At 72.4% G+C, this 22,486-nt stretch carries 17 protein-coding genes; 2 read left to right on the plus strand and 15 right to left on the minus strand.

Features of this window, described 5'->3' with window-relative positions:
- Window positions 1-11 precede the first annotated feature (11 nt).
- From IF04_RS0117985 to IF04_RS0118030, 10 genes are all read right to left on the minus strand, one after another.
- Window positions 12-3,179, minus strand: a complete 3,168-nt coding sequence (locus IF04_RS0117985; RefSeq protein ID WP_030258115.1) for a helix-turn-helix transcriptional regulator — start codon at window positions 3,177-3,179, stop codon at window positions 12-14.
- A gap of 103 nt (window positions 3,180-3,282) precedes the next feature.
- Window positions 3,283-3,468, minus strand: coding sequence for a hypothetical protein (locus IF04_RS0117990; protein ID WP_030258118.1), 186 nt, complete (start codon window positions 3,466-3,468; stop codon window positions 3,283-3,285).
- A gap of 192 nt (window positions 3,469-3,660) precedes the next feature.
- The gene (locus IF04_RS0117995) at window positions 3,661-4,233 is read right to left on the minus strand and encodes a hypothetical protein (RefSeq protein WP_030258122.1); all 573 of its coding nucleotides are present in this window, start codon (window positions 4,231-4,233) and stop codon (window positions 3,661-3,663) included.
- A gap of 107 nt (window positions 4,234-4,340) precedes the next feature.
- Entirely contained in the window at window positions 4,341-6,611 is a 2,271-nt protein-coding gene (locus tag IF04_RS0118000) for an MMPL family transporter (protein ID WP_051831343.1), read from the minus strand.
- Between the two features lie 212 nt (window positions 6,612-6,823).
- Window positions 6,824-8,941 (minus strand): phosphocholine-specific phospholipase C, encoded by a 2,118-nt coding sequence (locus IF04_RS0118005; RefSeq protein WP_030258128.1) that lies wholly within the window; start codon window positions 8,939-8,941, stop codon window positions 6,824-6,826.
- 127 nt (window positions 8,942-9,068) lie between these two features.
- On the minus strand, window positions 9,069-9,965 hold the full coding sequence (locus tag IF04_RS0118010) for a carbohydrate ABC transporter permease (protein WP_078600449.1): 897 nt from the start codon (window positions 9,963-9,965) through the stop codon (window positions 9,069-9,071).
- Window positions 9,962-10,843, minus strand: a complete 882-nt coding sequence (locus tag IF04_RS0118015; RefSeq protein WP_030258134.1) for a carbohydrate ABC transporter permease — start codon at window positions 10,841-10,843, stop codon at window positions 9,962-9,964. The genes IF04_RS0118010 and IF04_RS0118015 overlap by 4 nt, the downstream gene beginning before the upstream one ends.
- Window positions 10,844-10,886: 43 nt before the next feature.
- The gene (locus IF04_RS0118020; protein WP_051831345.1) at window positions 10,887-12,218 is read right to left on the minus strand and encodes an ABC transporter substrate-binding protein; all 1,332 of its coding nucleotides are present in this window, start codon (window positions 12,216-12,218) and stop codon (window positions 10,887-10,889) included.
- 31 nt (window positions 12,219-12,249) lie between these two features.
- Complete coding sequence (locus IF04_RS0118025) at window positions 12,250-13,059, minus strand: PfkB family carbohydrate kinase (RefSeq protein ID WP_030258142.1); 810 nt, start codon at window positions 13,057-13,059, stop codon at window positions 12,250-12,252.
- An 80-nt stretch (window positions 13,060-13,139) separates the two neighbouring features.
- Window positions 13,140-14,168: an SIS domain-containing protein gene (locus tag IF04_RS0118030; RefSeq protein ID WP_030258146.1), complete on the minus strand. Its 1,029-nt coding sequence runs from the start codon at window positions 14,166-14,168 to the stop codon at window positions 13,140-13,142.
- Between the two features lie 216 nt (window positions 14,169-14,384).
- Here IF04_RS0118030 and IF04_RS0118035 point away from each other — a divergent pair, with 216 nt between their 5' ends.
- Both IF04_RS0118035 and IF04_RS0118040 read left to right on the plus strand, forming a co-directional pair.
- Entirely contained in the window at window positions 14,385-15,470 is a 1,086-nt protein-coding gene (locus IF04_RS0118035) for a LacI family DNA-binding transcriptional regulator (RefSeq protein WP_030258150.1), read from the plus strand.
- 82 nt (window positions 15,471-15,552) lie between these two features.
- Complete coding sequence (locus IF04_RS0118040; protein WP_030258153.1) at window positions 15,553-16,386, plus strand: NAD(P)H-binding protein; 834 nt, start codon at window positions 15,553-15,555, stop codon at window positions 16,384-16,386.
- 72 nt (window positions 16,387-16,458) lie between these two features.
- Here IF04_RS0118040 and gatB read toward each other — a convergent pair whose 3' ends face one another.
- The 5 genes from gatB to IF04_RS0118065 all read right to left on the minus strand — a co-directional run bounded on the left by gatB (window position 16,459) and on the right by IF04_RS0118065 (window position 22,365).
- Complete coding sequence (gene gatB / locus IF04_RS0118045) at window positions 16,459-17,967, minus strand: Asp-tRNA(Asn)/Glu-tRNA(Gln) amidotransferase subunit GatB (protein ID WP_030258156.1); 1,509 nt, start codon at window positions 17,965-17,967, stop codon at window positions 16,459-16,461.
- A gap of 16 nt (window positions 17,968-17,983) precedes the next feature.
- Window positions 17,984-18,226, minus strand: a complete 243-nt coding sequence (locus IF04_RS0118050; RefSeq protein WP_030258159.1) for a hypothetical protein — start codon at window positions 18,224-18,226, stop codon at window positions 17,984-17,986.
- Window positions 18,223-19,731 (minus strand): Asp-tRNA(Asn)/Glu-tRNA(Gln) amidotransferase subunit GatA, encoded by a 1,509-nt coding sequence (gene gatA / locus IF04_RS0118055; RefSeq protein WP_030258161.1) that lies wholly within the window; start codon window positions 19,729-19,731, stop codon window positions 18,223-18,225. Before gatA ends, IF04_RS0118050 begins: the two co-directional genes overlap by 4 nt.
- A 5-nt stretch (window positions 19,732-19,736) precedes the next feature.
- Entirely contained in the window at window positions 19,737-20,033 is a 297-nt protein-coding gene (gatC, locus tag IF04_RS0118060; protein WP_030258164.1) for an Asp-tRNA(Asn)/Glu-tRNA(Gln) amidotransferase subunit GatC, read from the minus strand.
- A 226-nt stretch (window positions 20,034-20,259) separates the two neighbouring features.
- On the minus strand, window positions 20,260-22,365 hold the full coding sequence (locus tag IF04_RS0118065) for a putative bifunctional diguanylate cyclase/phosphodiesterase (RefSeq protein ID WP_030258168.1): 2,106 nt from the start codon (window positions 22,363-22,365) through the stop codon (window positions 20,260-20,262).
- Window positions 22,366-22,486: the final 121 nt, after the last annotated feature.

A 22,486-nucleotide genomic window follows, 5' to 3' on the forward strand; every position in this document is an offset into this window, starting at 1 on the left:
GGCAGCGGCTCTCAGGCCGACTCCGCCTCGGGGAACAGTCGCAGCCGGTGTGCCAGCGCGCCCGCCTCGCCGCGCCCCGAGACGCCGAGCTTGGCCAGGATGTTGGAGACGTGCACGCTCGCGGTCTTCGGTGAGATGAAGAGCGCGTCCGCTATCTGGCGGTTGCTGCGCCCCACCGCGACCAGCCGCAGCACGTCCTGCTCGCGCGGCGTGAGCCCCAGCGAGTCGGGGGTTGTATCGGGTGTCGCGTCGGACGGAGCGTTGGACGTCGCCGCGGCGGTCTCCGCTGTGCGGTCCCCTGCCGGCCCGGCAAGCACGGAAGCAGCCCGCGCGGGCCCGGCGAGCGCGGGCGCGGACTGCGCGGGCACCGACGGGAGACCGCCGGATCTTCGTCCCTCCGGCAGCGTGATCCGGGCCCGCTGGGCGAGCCGGTCGATCTCCAGGGCCAGCGGGTCCGCGCCCATCCACCACGCCGCGTTCCGTGCCTCGGCGAGCAGCGCCGTGGCTGCCTCACGCTGCTCGCGGGCGGCCGGGCCGCAGGTCAGCAGCGCCTCCGCCCAGCGGTGGCACGCCCAGGCCAGTTCGTACGGCCGCTCGACGCGGCGGAGCGCGGCGACCGCCTCGGCCCAGCGCTCCGGCGCCGGCCGCCCCTCGGCCCGGCACAGCTCGGCCTCGGTCAGCCGGCCGTACGCCTGCCACACCGGGACCGGGCGGGGCAGCGTCCGCGCCACCGCCGCCAGCCGGGCGAGCATCTCGTCCCATCCCGCGGCCGCGGCGGGCAGCCCGCGGGCGTCCGCCTCCGCGGCGGCGGCCCGCCACAGCAGCGGCCAGCCGAAGCTGTACGTGTCGAGCGGGAACCCGGCCGTCAGTAACGGCTCCAGGACTTCCCGGGCCGCCGCCGCGCCCTCCCGGTGGACGGCGATCTCGTACGCGAAGCGGGTCATGGGGATCGTGTACTGCGGTTGGTTCTCATAGCTGCCGAAGTCGCGGCGGGCCACCGCCAGTTCTTCCGCGGCGGTGTCGAAATCGCCGCGGAGCAGGGCCAGGTCGGCGTGGCGGGAGGCGGCGAGCGCGCGGGTGCGGCTGCCCAGGGCGAGGCGCCGGCAGTCGGCGGCGGCCGCGGCCGACTCCGTCCAGCGGCCCAGCGACATAAGGCTTTCGGCGAGGTTCCCGTAGACCCAGCTGCGGGAGTCCTTCAGGCCGAAGTGCTCGGTCATGGCGAGCCCGCGCTCGGTCGCGGCCACCGCCTCCGCCGAGCGGCCCACCGACTCCAGGTGCGAGGGGAGGTTGGTGAAGCCGCGCGCGACGACGGCCGAATAGCCGCGCTCCAGCGCGCGGTCCAGCGCCGCGCGGAGGCCGGCCAGGCCGCCGTCCACGTCGCCCGAGGAGACCTGCAGGCCGTACAGCGTGAGGCGGGCGTTCAGCTCGACCTCCTCCTCGCCGACCAGGCAGGCGAGCTCCACGGCCCGCTCGGCGGCGGTGAAGGAGTCGGGGCCCGGGGCGTGCAGCGCGCCCCAGGCGGCGGCCTGCGCCAGCACCGCGGCGTGCACCGGCGACGGCGGCAGCCCGCGCACCAGCTCCTGGGCGCGGCCCAGGTCCTCCCAGCCGTCACCGCGGCCCGTGCTCTGCGCCAGCCGGGAGCGCTGGGTGAGGAACCACGCCTCGCGCAGCGGGTCGTGCTCCCCCGCGAGCGCGCGCAGCGCCCGCTTGGTGACCGTGTAGGCGCGCTCGCGGTCGCCGGAGAGGCGGGCGGCCACGGCGATCTCGGCGAGCAGGTCCAGATAGCGCAGCGCCTCGTCGTCGCAGCCGCTGGCCGGATACGCCTCGGCGCAGTCCACCGGGCGGACCGCGAGCCGGACGTCCTTGGGCACCTCGTCCCACAGTTCCAGCGCGCGGTCCAGCAGCCGCAGCTGCTCGGCGTGGGCGTGCCGGCGGCGGGCCGTGACCGAGGCGGTGAGCACGGCGGGCAGCGCCTTGGCGGCGTCCCTGGCGTGGTACCAGTAACTCGCCAGGCGGGCGGCGCACGCCTCGGCGCGCACCAGGCCCGGGTCGGCTTCGAGGGCTTCTGCGTACCGGCGGTTGAGGCGGGTGCGCTCCCCGGGGAGGAGGTCGTCCTGGACGGCCTCGCGGACCAGTGCGTGCCGGAAGCGGTAGCCCGTGCCGTCGCTGGTGGGGACCAGGGTGTTGCTGCCGACGGCGACGCGCAGGGCCTCGATGAGGTCGTCCTCCGGCAGGTCGGCGACGGCCGCGAGGAGGTCGTGCTCGACGGTGGAGCCGCCCTCGGCGGCCATCCGGATCACCCGTTGGGTGTGCTCCGGCAGCGCCTCGACGCGCACGAGGAGGAGGTCGCGGAGGGAGTCGCTGAGGCCGGGGAGCGTGCCGTCGTGGATGCTGCAGGCCAGCTCCTCGACGAAGAAGGCGTTGCCCTCGGAGCGCTCGAAGACCCGCTCGACCAGGGCCTCTTCGGGCTCGCTGCCGGTGATGCCGGCCATCTGGGAGCGGACCTCGTCGCGGGTGAAGCGGGCCAGCTCGGCGCGCCGGACCGTGCGCATGCGGTCGACCTCGGCGAGGAAGGGGCGCAGCGGGTGGCGGCGGTGGATGTCGTCGGAGCGGTACGTCGCGACGAGCAGGACGCCGGCGTCGTGGAGGGTGTGCAGCAGGTAGCCGAGCAGCTCGCGGGTGGAGCGGTCGGCCCAGTGCAGGTCCTCGACGATGATGACGAGGCTGCGGCCGCGGGCGAGCCGCTCCAGCAGCCGGGCGGTCAGCTCGAAGAGGCGGGCGCGGCCGTGCTCGTCGTCGCGCGACTCGCCCGGGGCCTCGCCGAGCTCGGGCAGGATGCGGGCCAGCTCGCCCTCCTGGCCCCCGACGGCGGCGGCCAGCTCCTCGGGCAGGCGGGAATTCAGCGTGCGCAGGATCGCGGAGAACGGGGCGAACGGGAGGCCCTCGGAGCCGATCTCGATGCAGCCGCCGAGGGCGACGAGCGCGCCGGCGGCCCGGGCGGCCGCGGCGAACTCCTCGATGAGCCGGGTCTTGCCCACGCCCGCCTCGCCGCCGACGAGCAGCGCCTGCGGCTCGCCGGAGGCCGTGGTGCGCGCGAGCGCGTCGCCCAGCAGGCTCAACTCGCTGCTGCGGCCGACGAATACGCGACTGACGGACCTGGTCTCCACGTCGCAGAGCATCGCACAGGGGTCTGACAATCCGGCACCGAGTTTTGCGGTCACGGGCCCGGCTCCGTACGAGGTCACCGGCCCGCTCCCGTAAGGCGCTCCGTAAGCGCCGTCGTTACGCCGCGGCCCGGCGGCGCCCCCGTACACCCCGGCCCCACCTGCTCACCCGCCCTTCGGACGCGTTGCCGGCGGACCGTGCGGCGCGGCGTCCCTCGGCGGCCTCGCGGGCCAGTCGGTCGCGGTCGGCCTCCCGGCGCAGCTCCTCGGCGCGCACGCGGTGCTGGACTTCGTAGTAGAGCATGACGACTCCTGGTACGGCCGCGGGAAGCGGGTTCCCACGGCGGCTGACGGTACGTCGTCAGCCTGGCCGCCTCAGGGGGTGCGCCACATCGGGCAACTTCCCGATCTCCACGCCCGGAGGGGCCTTAGATCCGCTGCCCTGTCTCACGCAGCGGTCTAAGGCCCCTCCTGTGGGCCGTCATGCGGGCTCTCCTCAGGAGCCGCCGGGGCTGAGCTTCGGGGCGGAGGCGAACAGGTCGAGGTACATGCCGCCGGCGATCACCAGGCCGAGCACGGCGAGTGCGAAGCCGCCCCAGGCGACGGCCCGGGTCCAGGCGGCCTGCGGGCGGCGGAGCAGGACGGCGCCGGTGACCACGAGGGCCAGCACGGCGAAGATCCCGTTGACGAGGGCTGTGGTGTGCCAGGGGGTGGTGTAGACGGCGGCGATCTGGTCCTGGGTCTTGCCGGTCTGGAGCTTGATCTGGCCGAGGACGGTCTGCCGCTCGGCGAGGATCGTGCCGGCCCAGGTGCCGGTCAGGGAGGCGAGGCCGAGCGCGGCACCGGCGACGGCGCCGGCCCCCGCCGCGATACCGCGCCGCACGGGCGCGGCGGCGGGCGTGTCCTCGGTGACGCTCTCCGCCGCGCCGGTCTCCTCGGTACCGGCGGCGGTCTCCGGCGTGCTGTCCTCGGGTGCGGCGGCCCGCTCCTCGGGCTTGGTGTCAGCCGCCGCGTCCCCGGTGACCGCCTCGGTCTTCTCGGTGTCGTTCTTGGTCGTCGTGGTACCCATGGGCGCGACCGTAGGTGCCGCGTCTGAGAGTCGTATGAGAGAGCGGGCCAATACCGGGTGACGACCGGAAGAACGGCTTCCGGACGGCTTCCGGACGGCCCGCTTCCCTAGCTGCGGACCAGTCGCTCGTCCTCGGCGTGCCGGGGTGCGGGAACGGGCACGACGGCGTCCGGGACCTCGTCCTCGTACTCGCCCTCGTACTCCTCCGGCGGCTCGATGCTCAGGCGTGGCAGGCGCCGCTCCAGCCAGCCCGGCAGCCACCAGTTCGCGCCGCCCAGCATGTGCATCAGGGCCGGTACCAGGAGCGTGCGCAGCACGAAGGCGTCCAGGGCGACCGCGGCGGCCAGCCCGATGCCGAACATCGCGATCGTCCGGTCGCCGCTGAGCACGAAGGCGGAGAACACCGCGATCATGATGACCGCCGCGGAGTTGATCACCCGGCCGGTCTCGGCGAGTCCAACCCGTACGGACCTGCGGTTGTCGTGTGTGCGCCGCCACTCCTCGTACATCCGGCTGACCAGGAAGACCTGGTAGTCCATGGAGAGGCCGAAGAGGACGGAGACCATGATCACCGGCAGGAACGGCTCGATCGGACCGCCACTGCCCAGGCCCAGCAGCTCGCTGCCCCAGCCCCACTGGAAGACGGCGACGACGACCCCGAAGGCGGAGGCGACCGCGGCGACGTTCATGACGGCGGCCTTGAGCGGGATGCCGAGCGAGCGGAAGGCCAGCAGGAGCAGTACGGACCCGAGGGAGACGACCACGCCCACGAAGAGCGGCAGCTTGCCGACGATCACGTCGGCGAAGTCGTCGTAGCCGGCGGTGACGCCGCCGACGTCGACGTGCAGCGTGGAGGCGTCGGCGGCCTCGGGCAGTACGTCGGTGCGCAGCCGTTCGACCAGGTCGGAGGTGTCCTTCGACTGCGGCGAGCTGTCCGGGACGACCGTGATCACGCCGGTGCTGCCGCTGCCGTCGAACTCCGGCCCGCTGACCTGCGCCACTCCGGGGGTGTTCCGCAGCTGGTCCGGGAGGCCGTCGAAGGCGAGCCTGTCGTCGGCGCCGTCCAGGTCGCCGACCAGGGTCAGCGGCCCGTTGAAGCCGGGGCCGAAGCCGTCGGCCAGCATGTCGTACGCCTGCCGGGTGGTCGAGGAGCGCGGGTCGGTGCTCTGGTCGGAGGTGCCCAGGTGCAGTCCGAGGGTGGGCAGCGCGAGGACCAGCATGACGGCGGCGGCGAGGCCGCCGAGCAGCTTGGGGTGGCGCTCGACGAAGTGGGACCAGCGGACCGAGAAGCCGGTGGGGTGCTCGGCGCGCGGCCCGTCGGCGGCGAGCCGGCCGCGTTCGCGGCGCCCCAGTACGCGCGTCCCGATCAGCCCCAGGAGCGCGGGCAGCAGCGTGATCGAGGCGGCCACGGTGAGGACGACGGTCAGCGAGGCGGCGAGCGCGACGCCGTTGAGGAAGGACAGCCGCAGGACGAGCATGCCGAGCAGGGCGATGCAGACGGTCGCCCCGGCGAAGACCACGGCCCGTCCCGAGACGGCCACCGCCTTCTGCGCGGCCTCCGGGACGCTCATCCCCGCCCGGAGGTTCTTGCGGTGCCGGGTGACGATGAACAGCGCGTAGTCGATGCCCACGCCGAGTCCGATGAGCATGCCGAGCATGGGTGCGAAGTCCGCGACGGTCATGACGTGGCCGAGCAGGCTGATGCCGGCCGACGCGGTGCCGACCGCGACGACCGCGGTGATGATCGGCAGGAGGGTCGCGGCCAGCGACCCGAAGACGAGGAAGAGCACCACGGCGGCGGCCGCCAGGCCGAGGCCCTCGGCGAGGTGGCTCTGCGGCGCTTCGGTGAGGCCGGCGCCGGCGCCGCCGAGCGCGACGCCGAGGCCGTCCCCGGACGCGGCCCGTGCGGTGTCCACTACGGCCTGTACCTGCTTCGGGTCCAGGTCGTCGGCGGGTGCGTCGAAGACCACCGTGGCGTAGGCGGTGTGCCCGTCCTGGCTGATGCGCTTTTCCGCGTCAGCGGCCGGGGCGGCGTCGGCCTTCGTGCCGGCCGGGCCGTCGGGGCCCTCCACCGAGGCGACCCCGGGCAGCTCGGCGATCCGGTCCAGGGCGGGGTCCATCCGGTCCCGCACCGCGTCCGCGCGGACGGTCCCGGAGTCGGTGTGCCAGACGAGGGTGTCGTTGTCCCCGGACTGTCCGGGGAAGGCGGCCGCCATCCGTTCCGCGGCGCGCCCGGACTCCGTACCGGGAACGTCGTATTTGTTCGAGTACGAGGAACCCAGCGCACCGGCTGCCGCCACGACGCCCGCGAGGACGGCGAGCCACAGCACGATGACCAGGGAGCGGCGCTTCAGGCACCACCGGGCAAGTACGGTCATGAGGGCCTTTGTCTGCTTCCCGGGGTTTGTGCGCCGAACTCCGGGGTGACCGGTGCTGCCGAGCGCGGGACGGGCGGGAGGTGGGGCGGGCCCGCCGCCTGCCGACGAAGGGGCGGCGGGCCCGCGTCACACGAGAGTGACAGCCCGAGAAGATCCTTTGACTCCTTTGTGTACTTCCTAACAAAGAAGCGAAGGATCGGCCTCCGCGTGGTTCAGCCCGTTATCGACTCCGCGCCGTTCTCGATGTGGCCCATCAGCCGGCGGCGGAACGATTCGTCCTCCCTGACCGTGACGTTTAGGTCGTACCAGCCGTGGTCGCGGTCCGCGGAGTGCGCCAGCGTGCGGGTGCGCCCCGCGGGCAGCTTCACCGTGCGCGGCGCCGCGCCGGAGTACGCCAGCGGCGCCAGCGTGACGGTCAGGTCCCCGTCACCTCCGTTGACGAGCGTCAGGTGGATCTCCCGCCGTCCGGCGTCCAGGTGCGCGCTCACCTTCAGCCCGGCCGCCGCGCCCGCCGCGGTCCCGGCGAACTCCCGCCGGAAGCCGTTGGGCCCGGTGAGGTGGAAGTCGTACGTCCGGTCCCGGACCGGTACGTCCCAGCCGGCCTTCCCCCGTACGTCACGATGCTGGGGCGTGGCGTATTCCCGCGCATACGGGTACAGCGCGAGGTGTGCGCTGGCCGCGCCACTGTTGCGCAGCGCCAGCCGGAACCGCCCGGCCGCCGGGTCGTAGGCGCCGTCCGCGTCGGGCTGGTACGGCAGCGGACGGGCCGGGCGCGTGCCCTCCTCCGGCCGCGGCAGCCGCTGCTCGGCGGGCGGCTCGGGGCGCCACCGCCCGGTGAAGGGCGGGATCGGGCCCGGCTGGTCGACGGCGGGCTGCCGGCGGCTGCGCGAGAAGTCGAAGGCGCTGGTCAGGTCGCCGCAGACGGTGCGCCGCCAGCCGCCGATGTTCGGCTCGCGCACCCCCGTCCAGCGCTCCAGGAAGCGGATGATCGAGGTGTGGTCGAAGACCTGGGAGCAGGCGTAGCCGCCGACCGTCCAGGGCGAGATCACCAGCATCGGCACGCGGATGCCGAGGCCGGTGGGGCGCCCGTCCCAGTACTCCTCGTCGGTGCCGGCCGGGGCCACCGGCGGCGGGACGTGGTCGAAGAAGCCGTCGTTCTCGTCGTAGGTCAGCAGCAGGACCGTGCGGCGCCAGACCTCGGGGTGCTTCCCGAGGGCGTCGAGGATCTTGTACACGAGGGTGGCGCTGGCGATCGGCGAGGACGAGCCGGGGTGCTCGGAGTCGGCGGCGGCCGGGACGATGTAGCTGACCTCGGGGAGCTTGCCGGCGGCGACGTCCGCAGCGAAGGCGGTGGCGGTCGAGCCCGGCTCGCCGCGGCGCAGCGCGCGCTCGAACAGGCTGCGGTCCGCCCGCGAGAGCGCCTGCACGCCCTCCTCCAGCAGGCCCTGCAGCCGCTTCCGCTCCGTCTCGTCGGCGTCGGCGACCTTCGCGTAGAAGGCCGTCATGTTCTGGATCTTCGGGTCGCCGACCTTGGTGAGCGCCTTCTTCGCGACGGCCTTGAAGCTCGCGTAGAACTCCAGGTTGTTGTCGGTGAAGTTGTCCCACTCCTGGTAGACCTGCCAGCTGTGGCCGGCCTTCTCCAGGCGCTCGGCGTATGTCGTCCAGTCGTAGCCGGGGTGGGTGTCCTCCGCGTACGCGTCGTTGCCGACCGCCCGCTCGCCGCCCGGCTCGAAGCCGGTCCAGCCGCTGACCAGGTGGTTGCGGTTGGGGCTGGTGGAGGAGTGGATCGAGGAGTGGTACGCGTCGCAGACGGTGAAGGTGTCGGCCAGCTCGTAGTGGAGCGGCACGTCCCGGCGGTCGTAGTGCGCCATGGTCGCGGCGGTCTTGGCGGAGACCCAGTTGTCCATCCAGCCGTCGTGCCACGCCTTGAAGCCGCCGTCCCAGCCGTGGTCCAGGTCGCCGATGTACTGGAGGTCCTTCTTCTGGGTCTCGGCGGCCTCGCGTACGGAGAAGGGCAGCACGGAGCCGGTGCCCGTCGCGGCGGGCTGCTCGTAGACGCTGCGGTCGCCCGGGATCCTGATGGCGTTGCGGTCGGCGTAGCCCCGTACGCCGCGCAGCATCCCGAAGTAGTGGTCGAAGGACCGGTTCTCCTGCATCAGGACGACGACGTGCTCGATCTCGTCGAGCCCGCCGTCCGTGCTGCCGGGCCGCGCCGCGTCGGCGGCCAGCGCTTGCTGCAGCGAGGGCGGCAGCAGCGACCCGGCGGCGGCCGCGCCCACGGCCGCCGCGCCAACTGCCAGTACCCGTCTCCGCGTTGTCTCCGGTGCCACGCGCTTCCTCCAGTCGTCCCCAATGGTCCGTCGTTGGCCCATTGATGTGGTGCGTCCGGGACGATAGAAGACCTGTGTGGCCCGCGATAGGTATCAGGATGACGACTTTGCAAACGGAAGGGTCCGCTCACTTGCCGATGCCGGCCGCCAGTCCGCGGACGAAGTGCCGCTGCCCGATCAGGAAGACCACGATCATCGGCAGCGCGGCGATGGTCAGCCCCGCGAAGAGGATCGGCCAGTTCGAGTTGAGCCGCCCCGCCATGTCGGCCAGGCCCACGGGCAGCGTCTTGAGCCGGTCGTCGGTGATGAAGACCAGCGCGAAGGCGTACTCGTTCCAGGCGAAGAGCGCCTGAAGGACGGCGGCCGAGGCGAGGATCGGGCGGGCCATCGGGACGACCACCCGCCAGAACGTCTGCCAGCGGCTCGCCCCGTCGATGTACGCCGCCTCCTCCACCTCCACCGGCTGCCCCAGCAGGTAGGCGCGGATCAGGAAGGTGGTGAAGGGCACCTTGAAGGCGGTGTAGAGGACGATCAGCGCCCAGTACGTGTCGTAGATGCCCAGCGCCTGGAGGAGCTGCGAGAGCGGTACGAGGGCCACCGTCGGCGAGAGCATCATCGCGCCGAGCACCAGCAGCAGCGCCGGCTGCGAGCAGGGGATGTCCAGCCGGGTGAGGCCGTAGGCGGCCCAGGCGCTGATGAGGACGACGGCCAGCACGCTCGTGGCGGTCACCAGCACGCTGTTGACCAGATAGCCGAGCACACCCTGGTTCCAGGCGTCGGCGTACGTCGACCAGTGCGGGTCGGCGGGCAGCCCCCAGGGGTCGGCGAAGATCTCGCCGTTGCTCTTCAGGCCCGCCAGCGCCATCCAGCACAGCGGGTAGATCACCGCGACGGCGAGCGCGGCCAGCGCGCCGTAGGCCAGTACGCGCACGGCGACGGGGCCGAAGCGGGCGGGGGCGCGCCCTGTGGGGGAAGAGGCCGGTTCCGGTGCCGTGCGGGCGGTCCTGCCGAGGGTGAGGGTCATGGGGCGACCGCCTTTCTGCGCGAGTGGAGCAGCTGCAGGGCACCGGCGGCGAAGGTGATCAGGAAGATCACCGTGCCGATCGCCGCGGCGTATCCCATGTCGTCGCCGGTGAAGGCGCTGGTGTACAGCCAGGTCCCCAGCACCTGGCTGGAGTTGGCGGGCCCGCCGCCGGTCATCACCATCACCTCGTTGAAGACCAGGAAGGCCCCGGAGACGGTGAGGATGATCAGCAGGGTGGTCATGTCGCGCACCATCGGCACGGTGACGTGGAAGAACGTGCGGATGCGCCCCGCGCCGTCCACGGTCGCCGCCTCGTAGAGCTCGCGGGGTATGCGCTGGACCGCGACGGTCAGCAGCATCGTCGTGTACCCGAACGACTGCCACTGGCTCATGTTGATGACGCCCCAGATGGAGGTGGCGGCATCGCCCAGCCAGTCGTGCTGGAGGCCGCCGAGCCCGACCGCGTCCAGGGCGCTGTTCACCAGGCCCGCGTCCGGCTGGTACAGGAACTGGAAGAGCAGGCCCGCGACGGTCATGGAGACGGCCGCCGGGATGAAGTACACGGCGCGCAGCACCCCGCGCAGCCGCCGCCCGATCAGCTCCTCCAGTACCGCGGCGAGCACGAGCGCCGCGCCGACCTGGAAGACGACCGAGGTGACCGCGTAGAAGACGTTGTTGAGCAGCGCGTGCCAGAAGACCGGGTCCTGGAAGGCCTGCCGGTAGTTCTCCAGGCCGACGTAGCGCATGCCGGGCCGGAAGACGCTGAACTTGAAGAGGCTGAGCCGGACGTTCTCGACGATCGGGTAGTAGACGAACAACGCGATCAGCGCGAGCGCGGGGGCGACATAGAAGGCGTGCCGGATGCGGCGTCGTGTCACTGGTGCACCTCCTTCGGGGGCGGTCGGGGGCGAGTGGGGGGTGTCAGGGTCGGACGCCGAAGCGGCGGGCATTCTCGGCGCCCCGGCGCACGGTCTTCATGGCCTGTTCCGGGGTGGCGTTCCCGCCGAGCACGGAGTCGGCGGCCGCCAGATAGGGGTTGACGATCTTGTCGTCGGCGCGGGTGTCGAGCCAGACCGACATCTCGTGGCTCGCCACGGTCCGCTGCGCGCCGGCCAGCCCGGGCAGCCGCGCGGCGTCCGCCGTGCCCTTCACGGCGCTCAGCCAGCCCAGTTCGCGCACCAGCTTCCGGGCCTGCTCGCGGCTGGTGAGGAACTTCAGGAAGTCCACGGCGAGCGCCTTGTTCGGCGAGGTGTTGGAGACCAGCAGGCCGTCCGTGCCGCCTGCGACGGCGCGCGGCGAGCCCTTCGCGCCCGGGATCTCGGGCATCGCGAAGAAGTTCCAGTTCTCCGCGAACTCCTTCGGTGCGCCCCCGCTCTCGTCCAGGTACGAGAACTCCAGCGTCTCCAGGTACTGCATGGCGGCCTTGCCCAGCAGCATCCGGGCCTGCGCCGACTCGTGGCTGATGCTGGTGCCGCCGGGCGGCATGCACCGCTGCCGCAGCCGGGCCAGGTCCTCCAGTGCCCGTGCGTACCCGGGATGGGTGAAGGCACCTTCGGCGCCGTCGTAGTCCCTGGCCAGCACGTCGGCCGGCACTTCCATGGCGTTGAACTGGGTCAGCAGGTGCCCGGCCGGCCAGCCGTACTGGTTGCCGAAGGCCAGCGGCGTGTAGCCGGCCTTCTTGATCCGGTCGCAGGCAGTGAGCAGTTCGGGGAAGGTCCGCGGGACGCGCTCCACCCCGGCCTTCGCGAAGATCTTCTCGTTGTACGCGAAGACCTTGGCGTCCATGTTCAGCGGCACGCCGTACGTCCGTCCGCCGAAGGTGAAGGCATCCAGCGCGTCGGGCTCGAAGGTGTTGCCCCAACGGGTGCCGCGGAGCTGCCCGGTGAGGTCGGCGGCGAGCCGCCCGTCGGCGAACTTCTGCGCGTACCGCCCCGGCCAGGCGAAGTAGATGTCCGGCAGCTCGCGGGAGGCGGCGAGCACCGCGATCCGGTCCTTGTAGGGCTGGTCGCCGACGGCCTGGAGGTCGATCGTCACGCCGGGGTTGCGCCTCTCGTACTCCCGCGCCGCCGCCTTGAAGTACGGGGCGTACTCCGGGTCCGCCCACTTCTCCAGGACGGTCAGATGGCCGTGGGGCTTCCCGGCGAGGCGGAAGTCGTTGGCGGTGGCCCGTACGGGGGCCTGGCCGCAGCCGCTGAGCAGCATCAGCAGTACGGCGAGCAGGCAGCCGGCGGCGGCTGCAGGGGTGCGGCGCATCGGCTCTCTCCTGGCGGTGGGAGGCGGACGGTCAGAGGCGGGCGGGGAGGGCGAGGGGGTGGCCGAAGGCGCCGGGGAGGGTGCAGACCTCGGCCGCGTAGCGCGCGGCGCGGGCGGCGGCGTCGGCCAGGGGGCTGCCCTGCCACAGGGCCACGAGGAGGGCCGCGATGAAGGAGTCGCCGGCGCCGAGGGTGTCGGTGGCCGCGACCGGGACGACGCTCTGGTGGTGCACCGTCCCCTCGTACGACACCAGCGCCCCACCGGCCCCGCGCGTCACCACGGCCAGCTTCGGACCGGCCCGGCGGACGCGGTCGGCGAGTTCGTCCGCCTCCTCGTCCCCGGCGTCCGGCCGGGAGAAGACGGCGGCGTGCACCTGCGGCAGCAGCGGCGCGGCGTAGGACCAGGGCCGGTCGGAGAAGTCGAAGCTGACCGGGCAGGCCGCGGCGAGCGCGGGCAGATGCGGCTCCAGGCGGCTGCAGTCGCCGGTGTGCAGCAGGTCGAAGCCGGCCAGCCAGGCCAGGTCGGCGGCGTCCGGCGCGAAGACCGAGACGGTCTCGTCGCACTCGCCGAAGCTGCGGTTGCCGTCCGCGTCGAGGTGCACGGTCGCGTACGCGTTGGGCCCCTCCGCGGTACGGGCCCGGTCGGTGCGGACGCCCTCGGCGGCGAGCGCGGCCCGTATGTGCGAGCCGGCCTCGTCGGTGCCGGTGACGCCCAGATACCCGGCGTCGGCGCCGAGCCGGGCGGCGTGCACGGCCACGTTGAGCGCGTTGCCGCCCGGGTACATCAGGCCGCGCTGGGGATAGCGGTCGACGACATTGTCACCGACTCCGCAGATGCGCATGGGGATTCCTTACGGGAGCGGGTACGGGGCGGCCCGGTGCGGCACCGCACCGGGCCGGGTCGTGCGCGGGGTGTCCGGGATCAGTACTCGACCTGGAACATGTAGCGGCGCTTGTCCAGGTCGTGGCCGCGCACCGACTCGTAGTGGCGGGCGAGCCGGGTGCCGAAGACGTCCAGCGCGATCGGCGTGATGTCGCCGCGCACCGCCTCGGGGACGCCGGGCAGCGAGAAGATCCGCGAGTCCACGTAGTGCGCCTTCTTGGTGTACTTGTCCAGGAACGTCTTGGCGCGCTCGGCCATCGGCCGGGTGGCGTCCTCGCCGAGGAAGAGGATCACCGGCTGCTCCTCGGTGACCACCTCGAAGGCGCCGTGGAAGAACTCACCGGCGTTGTAGGTGCCGCCGTGCTTCCACTGCATCTCCATCAGGTAGCACATCGTGAAGCCGTACCCCGCCCCGTAGTTGGGGCCGGCGGACAGTACGTACGTCACGTCCTCGTCGGCCAGTGCGGTGGCGATCGAGGCGGCCAGCTCCTCGCCCTCCTCCTGCGACTTGTACAGCGCCTCGGGCAGCGCCTCGTACGCCGTGCGGAGCGCCGCGTAGTCACCCTCGGCACCGGTCTTCTCCAGCAGCGCGTACACGAGCTGCCCGAACAGCACGCCCTTGGGTGCGACGACGGTGTCCTCGCTGCGGTACGTGAAGGCGGCGTGCGCGGCCTTCGCGAGGGGGCTGTCGGCGCTGCGGGTGAGGGCGGCGACCTTGGCACCGGCGCTGCGGGCGTACTCGGCGGCCGCGACGGTCTCCTTGGTGGTGCCGGTGTGCGAGGACACCAGGACGAGCGAGCCCTCGCCGAGCAGTGCGGGGCGGCGCAGGTTGAACTCGTCGCTGTTCATGTGGAAGACGGGGAACGAGGCCCGGGTCTCCAGCAGGAAGTGCGCCGGGTAGGCGGCGGTGAGTGAGCCGCCGCAGCCGACGAGGAAGACGTTGCGCAGCCCGCCCGCGACGACCTCGTCGACGAACGCGCGCGCGGCCTCGTTCTGGCTGAGCGCGAAGGACACGGCCTCCTTGAAGTCCTCGGTGATCGGCTTGAGGGGCAGGGATGCGGTAGTCACGCGGGTCCTTTCCTGAGCGGTTGGGGGGCGGGGCGGTGCGAGCGACGCCGTGCGGGCGGTGCCGTGCGGGGCCCGGGACGGCCGCACCGTTGAGAACGTTCTCAATCCGACGTCGAGCCGGCATTGAGAACGTTCTCACTCGCGGTGTTGGGAACCTTCCCACCGCCAACTCCCCGCCGTCAATCCCCTGTCGCGACCCGATAGCCTGACGACGCCATGACGACGAACCGACGCAAGCCCGCAGGCCGCCCCGCGACCCTCCCCGACGTCGCGCGCGAGGCGGGCGTGTCCCGCTCCACCGCCTCCCGCGCGCTCGCCGGCTACGGCTCGGTCAGCCCGGACGCCCGCGAACGCGTGCGGGCCGCGGCCGAGAAGCTCGGCTACCGCGCCAACCAGCTCGCCCGCTCCATGATCACGGGACGTACGCACACGCTCGGTGCGATCGTCGCCGACATCCAGAACCCGTTCTTCGCGGGCGTCACCCGCGGCATCACCGACGCGGCCCGCGCCGCCGGGTACCAGGTCCTGCTCGCCAACACCGACGAGGACGTCGCCGCCGAGCGCGCCGCGGTGAAGATGCTCCGCGACAAGCACGTCGACGGGCTGATCGTCGCCCCGGCCGCCACCACCGAAACGGCCCACCTGGCGGCCGCACACGCCGCCGGCTGCCCCGTCGTCCTCCTCGACCGCCAGGCCCCGGGCCTGCCCGCGGACTCCGTCACCGTCGACAACCACGGCGCCGCCCAGGACGCGGTCCGCCGCCTCCTCGCCGCGGGCCACCGCCGCATCGCCCTGGTCAGCCTGCTGGGCACCGCCCCCGTGGACGGCGCGGGCGCCGCATCGTCCGACCCGGTCTCCACCGGCCTGGAACGCATCGAGGGCTACCGCACCGCACTCCGCGAGGCGGGCCTCACCGACACCGACACCTACCTCCGTACCGGTACCTTCCACCGCGAGGACCCGGCCGACCTCACCGCCGAGCTGCTGTCCCTCCCCGAGCCCCCCACCGCCGTCTTCGCCACCGACAGCATGATCGCCCTCGGTGTCCTCTCCGCCGCCCGCGACCACGGCCTCCGCGTCCCCGAGCACCTCTCCGTCGTCACCTTCGACGACACCGACTGGGCCCGCGCCGTCCGCCCCCGCATCAGCGTCGTGGCCCAGCCCGTCCAGGAACTCGGCGCCCGCGCGGTCCACTCCCTCATCACCCGCATCGAAGGCACCGCCCACGCCCCGGAACACATCGTCCTGGACACGGAGTTCATCGAACGGGAGTCGATCGCCCCGCCGCGCAGCGGAACTTGACCTCAAGCCGAGTTGAGGTTCTAGCGTGCGGCACGAGTGATCGACAACAACGGTCACCGGCTGGCGACAGGAGAAGGCAACGATGATCCTTGTGACCGGTGCGACCGGAAACATCGGGAGCGCTCTGCTGCGGGAGCTGCGAGTGGCCGGTGCCGGCCCCGTGCGCGGGCTGACCCGGGACGCGGCGCGGGCCTCGTTCCCCGCGGACGTCGAAGCCGTTGAGGGGGATCTGGCTCAGCCGGCCGCACTGAAGGCGTCACTGGACGGGGTGCGTTCGCTGTTCCTGGTACCGGGCATGGGTGCGGACGCGGACGTGCTCGCGGCCGCCCGGCAAGCAGGCGTCGAACACGTGGTCCTCGTGTCCTCCATGACCGTGCAGACCCATCCCCACCTGGCTCCCGCCGGCGAGAACCTGGCGGTCGAGCGGCTGCTCCAGGACAGCGGCATGGCCTGGACGATCCTGCGGCCGACGCAGTTCGCCTCGAACACCCTGTGGTGGGCGGCGTCGATTCGCGCGCACCGGTCGGTCCGGGCGCCGTACGCGGACATCGGACTGCCCGCCATCCACCCTGCCGACATCGCGGCGGTGGCCAGGGCGGCGCTGACCGAACCGGGGCACCGAGGGCTGACGTACGCACTCACCGGACCGGCCCGGGTCACGCCCCGGCAACAGGTCGAAGCCATCGGCGCGGCCCTGGGGCAGGAGGTGTCCCTCGACGAGATCAGCCGGGAGGAGGCCCACCGGCACATGGCGTCCTTCATGCCGGCCGGGACCGCGGACGCGATACTCGACCTGACGGGCGGGGACGTCAACGACGAGCTGCTCCGGGTGCGCGACACGGTGTCGCAGGTCACCGGCGCTCCTGCGAGGACGTTCGAGCAGTGGGCCAAGGAGAACGTCGCCGCGTTCCGCTGATATCCCTCCCCCATGTACGAAGGGGCGGCGCACCCGTAGGTGCGCCGCCCCTCGTGACAGTGGGGGCCAGGATCAGCCCTCCACGCCCAGCTTCTCCAGGATGAGCTCGCGGACGCGGGCCGCGTCGGCCTGGCCGCGGGTGGCCTTCATGACGGCACCCACCAGCGCGCCCGCCGCGGCGACCTTGCCGCCGCGGATCTTGTCGGCGATGGCGGCGTTGGACTCGATCGCCTCGTCGACGGCCTTGCCCAGCGCGCCCTCGTCGGAGACGACCTTCAGGCCGCGCTTCTCGACGACCTCGTCCGGGGTGCCCTCGCCGGCCAGTACGCCCTCGATGGTCTGGCGGGCCAGCTTGTCGTTGAGGGAGCCCTCGGCGACCAGCGCGGCGACCCGGGCGACCTGCTCCGGCGTGATGGGCAGCGCGTCGAGGTCGACGCCGTCCTCGTTGGCGCGGCGGGCCAGCTCGCCCATCCACCACTTACGGGCGGCCGCGGCATCCGCGCCGGCCTCCGTGGTGGCGACGATCAGGTCGACCGCACCGGCGTTGAGGATCGACTGCATGTCGTGCTCGGAGACGCCCCACTCCTCGCGCAGCCGGTTACGGCGCAGGCGCGGCAGCTCGGGCAGCCCCTTGCGCAGCTCCTCGACCCACTCACGGGACGGGGCCACCGGCACCAGGTCGGGCTCCGGGAAGTACCGGTAGTCCTCCGCCTCCTCCTTCACGCGGCCGGACGTCGTGGAGCCGTCCTCCTCGTGGAAGTGGCGGGTCTCCTGGATGATCGTGCCGCCGGAGGAGAGCACCGCGGCGTGCCGCTGGATCTCGAACCGGGCCGCACGCTCGACGCTGCGCAGGGAGTTGACGTTCTTGGTCTCCGAGCGCGTGCCGAACTTCTCGCTGCCCTTGGGCATCAGCGAGAGATTCACGTCGCAGCGCATCTGGCCCATCTCCATGCGGGCCTCGGAGACGCCGAGCGCCTTGATGAGCTCGCGCAGTTCGGCGACGTACGCCTTGGCGACCTCGGGGGCCCGCTCGCCCGCGCCCTTGATGGGCTTGGTGACGATCTCGATGAGCGGGATGCCGGCGCGGTTGTAGTCCAGCAGGGAGTGCGAGGCGCCGTGGATACGGCCCGTCGCGCCGCCCACGTGCGTGGACTTGCCGGTGTCCTCCTCCATGTGGGCGCGCTCGATCTCCACGCGGAAGACCTCGCCGTCCTCCAGCTGCACGTCGAGGTAGCCGTCGAAGGCGATCGGCTCGTCGTACTGGGAGGTCTGGAAGTTCTTCGGCATGTCCGGATAGAAGTAGTTCTTCCGGGCGAAGCGGCACCACTCGGCGATCGAGCAGTTCAGCGCGAGGCCGATCTTGATGGCGGACTCCACGCCGATCGCGTTGACGACCGGGAGGGAGCCGGGCAGCCCCAGGCAGGTGGGGCAGGTCTGGGTGTTGGCGTCGGCGCCGAGCGCCGTCGAACACCCGCAGAACATCTTGGTCTTGGTGCCGAGCTCGACGTGCACCTCGAGACCCATGACGGGCTCGTACGTCGCGAGGGCGTCCTCGTACGAGACCAGGTCAGTGACAGTCACGGTGAAACAATCCCTCTCAGCCCAGCAGGACGTCGTCGTCGCCCAGGTGCTTCAGTTCCCGGTAGAGGATCGCCAGGCCGGTGACGATCGCCGCGGCCGAGACGGCCGCGTCGATCAGCCGCAGCGTGTCGTTCTCCTGCCGGGCCAGCTTCGCCTGCTTGGCGACGCTCAGCGCGCCGAAAGCGGTGGTGCCCATGGACAGGTACAGACCCGACTTGGACTTCTTGAAGTTCTTGGCCTTCTTGGTGATGGCGCTCACAGTGACGGTGCCTCCTCCAGCAGCGGGTGGCCCCACTTTTCCACGAAGGCGGCCTCGACGGCGGCACCGACCTTGTACAGCCGGTCGTCCTTCATGGTGGGGGCGATGATCTGCAGGCCAACGGGCAGCCCGTCCTCGGGAGCCAGGCCGCAGGGCAGCGACATGGCCGCGTTGCCCGCCAGGTTCACGGGGAGCGTGCACACGTCCGCGAGGTACATCGCCATCGGGTCGTCGGCACGCTCGCCGATCGGGAAGGCGGTGGTGGGCGTGGTCGGCGAGACGATCACGTCGACCTGCTCGAAGGCCGCCTCGAACTCGCGGGTGATCAGGGTCCGCACCTTCTGCGCGGAGCCGTAGTACGCGTCGTAGTAGCCGGAGCTGAGCGCGTACGTACCGAGCATGATCCGGCGCTTGACCTCGGGGCCGAAGCCGGCCTCGCGGGTCAGGGCCGTGACGTCCTCGGCCGACTTCGTGCCGTCGTCGCCGACCCGCAGGCCGTACCGCATGGCGTCGAAGCGGGCCAGGTTGGAGGAGCACTCCGAGGGCGCGATGAGGTAGTACGCCGCCAGCGCCAGGTCGAAGGACGGGCAGTCCAGCTCGACGATCTCGGCGCCCAGCTCCTTCATCAGCGCGACGGACTCGTCGAACCGCTGGATGACGCCGTCCTGGTAGCCCTCGCCGCGGAACTGCTTCACCACGCCGACGCGCATGCCCTGTACGGAGCCGTTGCGCGCGGCCTCGACGACCGCCGGGACCGGCGCGTCGATGGAGGTGGAGTCGAGCGGGTCGTGGCCAGCGATCGCCTCGTGCAGCAGCGCCGCGTCCAGGACCGTACGGGCGCAGGGGCCGCCCTGGTCGAGGGAGGACGAGAACGCGACCATGCCGTACCGGGAGACGCCGCCGTACGTCGGCTTCACGCCGACCGTGCCGGTGACGGCCGCGGGCTGGCGGATGGAACCGCCGGTGTCCGTACCGATCGCCAGCGGCGCCTCGTACGAGGCCAGGGCCGCGGACGAACCGCCGCCGGAGCCGCCGGGGATGCGGGTCAGGTCCCACGGGTTGCCCGTCGGGCCGTACGCGCTGTTCTCGGTGCTGGACCCCATGGCGAACTCGTCCATGTTGGTCTTGCCGAGGATGACGACGTCGGCGGCCTTGAGGCGCTGGGTCACCGTCGCGTCGTACGGCGGGAGCCAGCCTTCGAGGATCTTGGAGCCGACGGTGGTCGGGACGCCCTCGGTCGTGAAGATGTCCTTCAGGGCGAGCGGGACGCCGGCCAGCGGGCCGAGCTTCTCGCCGCGCTCGCGCTTGGCGTCCACGGCGCGGGCCTGGGCGAGCGCGCCCTCCCGGTCGACGTGGAGGAAAGCGTGCACCTTCTCGTCCACGGCCTCGATCCGGGCCAGGTGGGCCTCGGTGACCTGGACGGCGGTGACCTCACCGGCCGCGATCTTCGCTGCGGTCTCGGCGGCGGTCAGCTTGATCAGTTCGTGTGCTGCGGTCTGCGCCATCTCGGTCACTCCTCCCCCAGAATCTGCGGCACCTTGAATCGCTGCTGCTCCTGGGCGGGGGCGCCGGAGAGCGCCTGCTCGGGGGTGAGCGACGGACGGACCTCGTCCGCCCGCATGACGTTCGTCAGGGGCAGCGGGTGGGAGGTCGGCGGAACGTCTTGGTCGGCGACCTCGGAGACGCGGGCTACCGCGCCGATGATGTCGTCGAGCTGTCCGGCGAAGTGGTCGAGCTCTTCGTCCTTCAGCTCCAGACGTGCCAGCCGTGCGAGGTGGGCGACCTCCTCGCGCGTGATGCCAGGCATGCAGCGATCCTCTGCTGGTTTCCGGTGGAGTTTCCGCCCCAATCCTATGGCTCCGGGAGTCCTGACCGCGAAACGGTTAAGAACAGGGTGAAGAACAGCCCGTCTGGGGGCACCTCCCAGCGGTAGCTGGGGGAGTTTGAGGACAGCGCCCGGAGGGCGCTCCACCCGCCGACGGCCCGCAGCCGTCAAACCGACCGGAACTCACCCCGGCAGGGGTCGCGCGGCCCTACTTCACGACCTGGCCGGAGGCCCGATCGGCCCCCTCCGAGTCGGAAGGCGCGCCTTCCGACTCACGGCGCCAGCCGCCGTGCTCCCGCGCCCGCAGCCAAGCCGTCGTCTCGTCCGGCGGCATCGCGGCCGCCACCAGCCAGCCCTGTACCGCGTCGCAGCCCAGGTCGCGCAGCCGCTCCCAGGTCTCGTCGTCCTCGACGCCCTCCGCGACGACGAGCAGGCCGAGGGAGTGCGCGAGGTCGAGCGTGCAGCGGACGATCTCGGCGTCCTCGGTGTCCACCGCGAGCCGCGCCACGAACGAGCGGTCGATCTTCAGCTCGCTGACGGGCAGCCGCCGCAGATGCACCAGCGAGCTGTACCCCGTACCGAAGTCGTCGAGCGACATCTTCACGCCGTGCCCGGTCAGGCCGTTCAGCGTGTCGGCGGCGCGCTGCGGGTCCTCCAGCAGCACATGCTCGGTGATCTCCAGCTGGAGCGCGCCCGGCGGTACCTGGTGCCGCGCCAGCCGCGCGGCCACCGCACCGGCGAACCCGGGGGTGTGCACGTCCCGCGGCGAGACGTTCACCGCGACCGGGACCTCCAGCCCGTCCGCGCGCCAGCGCGCCACCTGGCCGAGCGCGGTCTCCAGTACGTACTCGGTCAGCCGCGGCATCAGCCCGGAGGACTCGGCGATGGCGATGAACTCGTCCGGAGGGACTCTCCCGCGGTCCGGGTGCACCCAGCGCACCAGCGCCTCGAGACCGGCCACCTGACCGTCGAAGCGGACCTTGGGCTGGTAGTGCAGCTCGACCTCGCCCGCGTCCAGCGCCCGGCGCAGGTCGCCGAGGAGGCCGAGGCGGTCGGGGGTGTTGCCGTCGCGCTTGGCTTCGTAGACCTCCACGCCGCTGCGGTCCCGCTTCGCCTGGTACATCGCGACGTCCGCGCGGCGCAGCAGACCCTCCGCGTCCAGCGCGTGGTCCGGATAGACCGCGACGCCGGCGCTCGCCTCGAGCACCAGCGTCAGCCCGTCCAGATCGAGGGGCGAGCCCAGCGCGGCGACAAGCGAACGGGCCACCCGCTGCGCGCTGGTGAGGGAGTCGGCGGTGGGCAGCAGCACCGCGAACTCGTCGCCGCCCAGCCGCGCGGCCTCCGCTCCGCGGGGCAGGGCGTGCCGCAGCCGCTCGGCGATCTGGAGCAGCAGGCGGTCACCGGCGAGGTGTCCGAGGGTGTCGTTGACCGACCGGAAACGGTCGAGATCGATCAGTACGAGGGCGGCGCGCGAGCCGACGCGCTCGGCGTCGTCGAGCGCGCTCCAGGTCCGCTCCAGCAGCCACTGCCGGTTCGGCAGGCCGGTCAGCGGGTCGCGGAGCTGCTCCTCGGCGCGGGCCCGCGCGATCCACAGCGTGGAGTCCAGCGCGATGAGCGGTACGGCGAAGAGCGGCAGCAGCAGCGGGGAGTGCTCGGCGACCACCACGATCAGCGGGGCTATGCCCACGAGCGCGATGCCGACCAGGGCCTGCCGGGTCACCGCGCGGCGCGCGATGGACGGCAGCCGGCCGTTGCGCGAGCCCATCAGGAACCACAGCAGCGCGCGGGTGACGGCCAGATACACCAGCGCCGATCCGAGGATCGGCGGCAGTACGGACAGGTCCCATTCCCCGGGCCGGCCGGGGTCGGCCACGCTGGGCGTGATGCCGAACGCGGCGAGGCCCAGCGCCGCGGCGCCCAGGCCGAGGACGTCGATCGCGCCGTGCACCGCCGCCTGCCGCCAGCGCTGCCGGCGCGCCGCGCCGACCAGCACGACCACGGACAGGCTGATGAGCAGGGCGGGCACCCAGCCGTACAGCAGCAGGACCGCCAGGGCCAGTGCGGCACCGGAGCCGGTGCCGCCGGACCAGCGGTCCCGGCCGATGGCGACGAGATGCCCGACGATCACGCCGGTGAGGACGGCCAGCGACCAGCCGACGGCGCCGCGCGGGAAGAGCGCGGCGCCGGCTCCGATCGTCATGATCACGCCCGTCACGAACACCAGGGCGGCCGTCAGAACCACAGCCGCGGGCAACGCGGGCATGACGAGCCGCCGGAGCCGCGACGCCGGAGCGGCGCTGTCGGTCGGTTCCATTCCGATACCTCTCACAGCCGGCTGTGCCCGCGCCACGGCAGGCGCACCCCTCAACAGTAGGCCGCAGAAGGCCCGCACGGGCAGCGATCGGCAGCGGTTGCCCGAATGCGACCCGACCACC

Source organism: Streptomyces violens, assembly GCF_000717745.1.
GTDB classification, from domain to species: Bacteria; Actinomycetota; Actinomycetes; order Streptomycetales; family Streptomycetaceae; genus Streptomyces; species Streptomyces violens.

Coding starts and splice junctions, on each gene's coding strand:
- IF04_RS0117985 (WP_030258115.1), bottom strand. CDS start 3,179: ATGCTCTGCGACGTGGAGACCAGGTCCGTCAGTCGCGTATTCGTCGGC.
- IF04_RS0117990 (WP_030258118.1), bottom strand. CDS start 3,468: ATGCTCTACTACGAAGTCCAGCACCGCGTGCGCGCCGAGGAGCTGCGC.
- IF04_RS0117995 (WP_030258122.1), bottom strand. CDS start 4,233: ATGGGTACCACGACGACCAAGAACGACACCGAGAAGACCGAGGCGGTC.
- IF04_RS0118000 (WP_051831343.1), bottom strand. CDS start 6,611: ATGACCGTACTTGCCCGGTGGTGCCTGAAGCGCCGCTCCCTGGTCATC.
- IF04_RS0118010 (WP_078600449.1), bottom strand. CDS start 9,965: ATGACCCTCACCCTCGGCAGGACCGCCCGCACGGCACCGGAACCGGCC.
- IF04_RS0118020 (WP_051831345.1), bottom strand. CDS start 12,218: ATGCGCCGCACCCCTGCAGCCGCCGCCGGCTGCCTGCTCGCCGTACTG.
- IF04_RS0118025 (WP_030258142.1), bottom strand. CDS start 13,059: ATGCGCATCTGCGGAGTCGGTGACAATGTCGTCGACCGCTATCCCCAG.
- IF04_RS0118035 (WP_030258150.1), top strand. CDS start 14,385: ATGACGACGAACCGACGCAAGCCCGCAGGCCGCCCCGCGACCCTCCCC.
- IF04_RS0118040 (WP_030258153.1), top strand. CDS start 15,553: ATGATCCTTGTGACCGGTGCGACCGGAAACATCGGGAGCGCTCTGCTG.
- gatA (WP_030258161.1), bottom strand. CDS start 19,731: ATGGCGCAGACCGCAGCACACGAACTGATCAAGCTGACCGCCGCCGAG.
- gatC (WP_030258164.1), bottom strand. CDS start 20,033: ATGCCTGGCATCACGCGCGAGGAGGTCGCCCACCTCGCACGGCTGGCA.
- IF04_RS0118065 (WP_030258168.1), bottom strand. CDS start 22,365: ATGGAACCGACCGACAGCGCCGCTCCGGCGTCGCGGCTCCGGCGGCTC.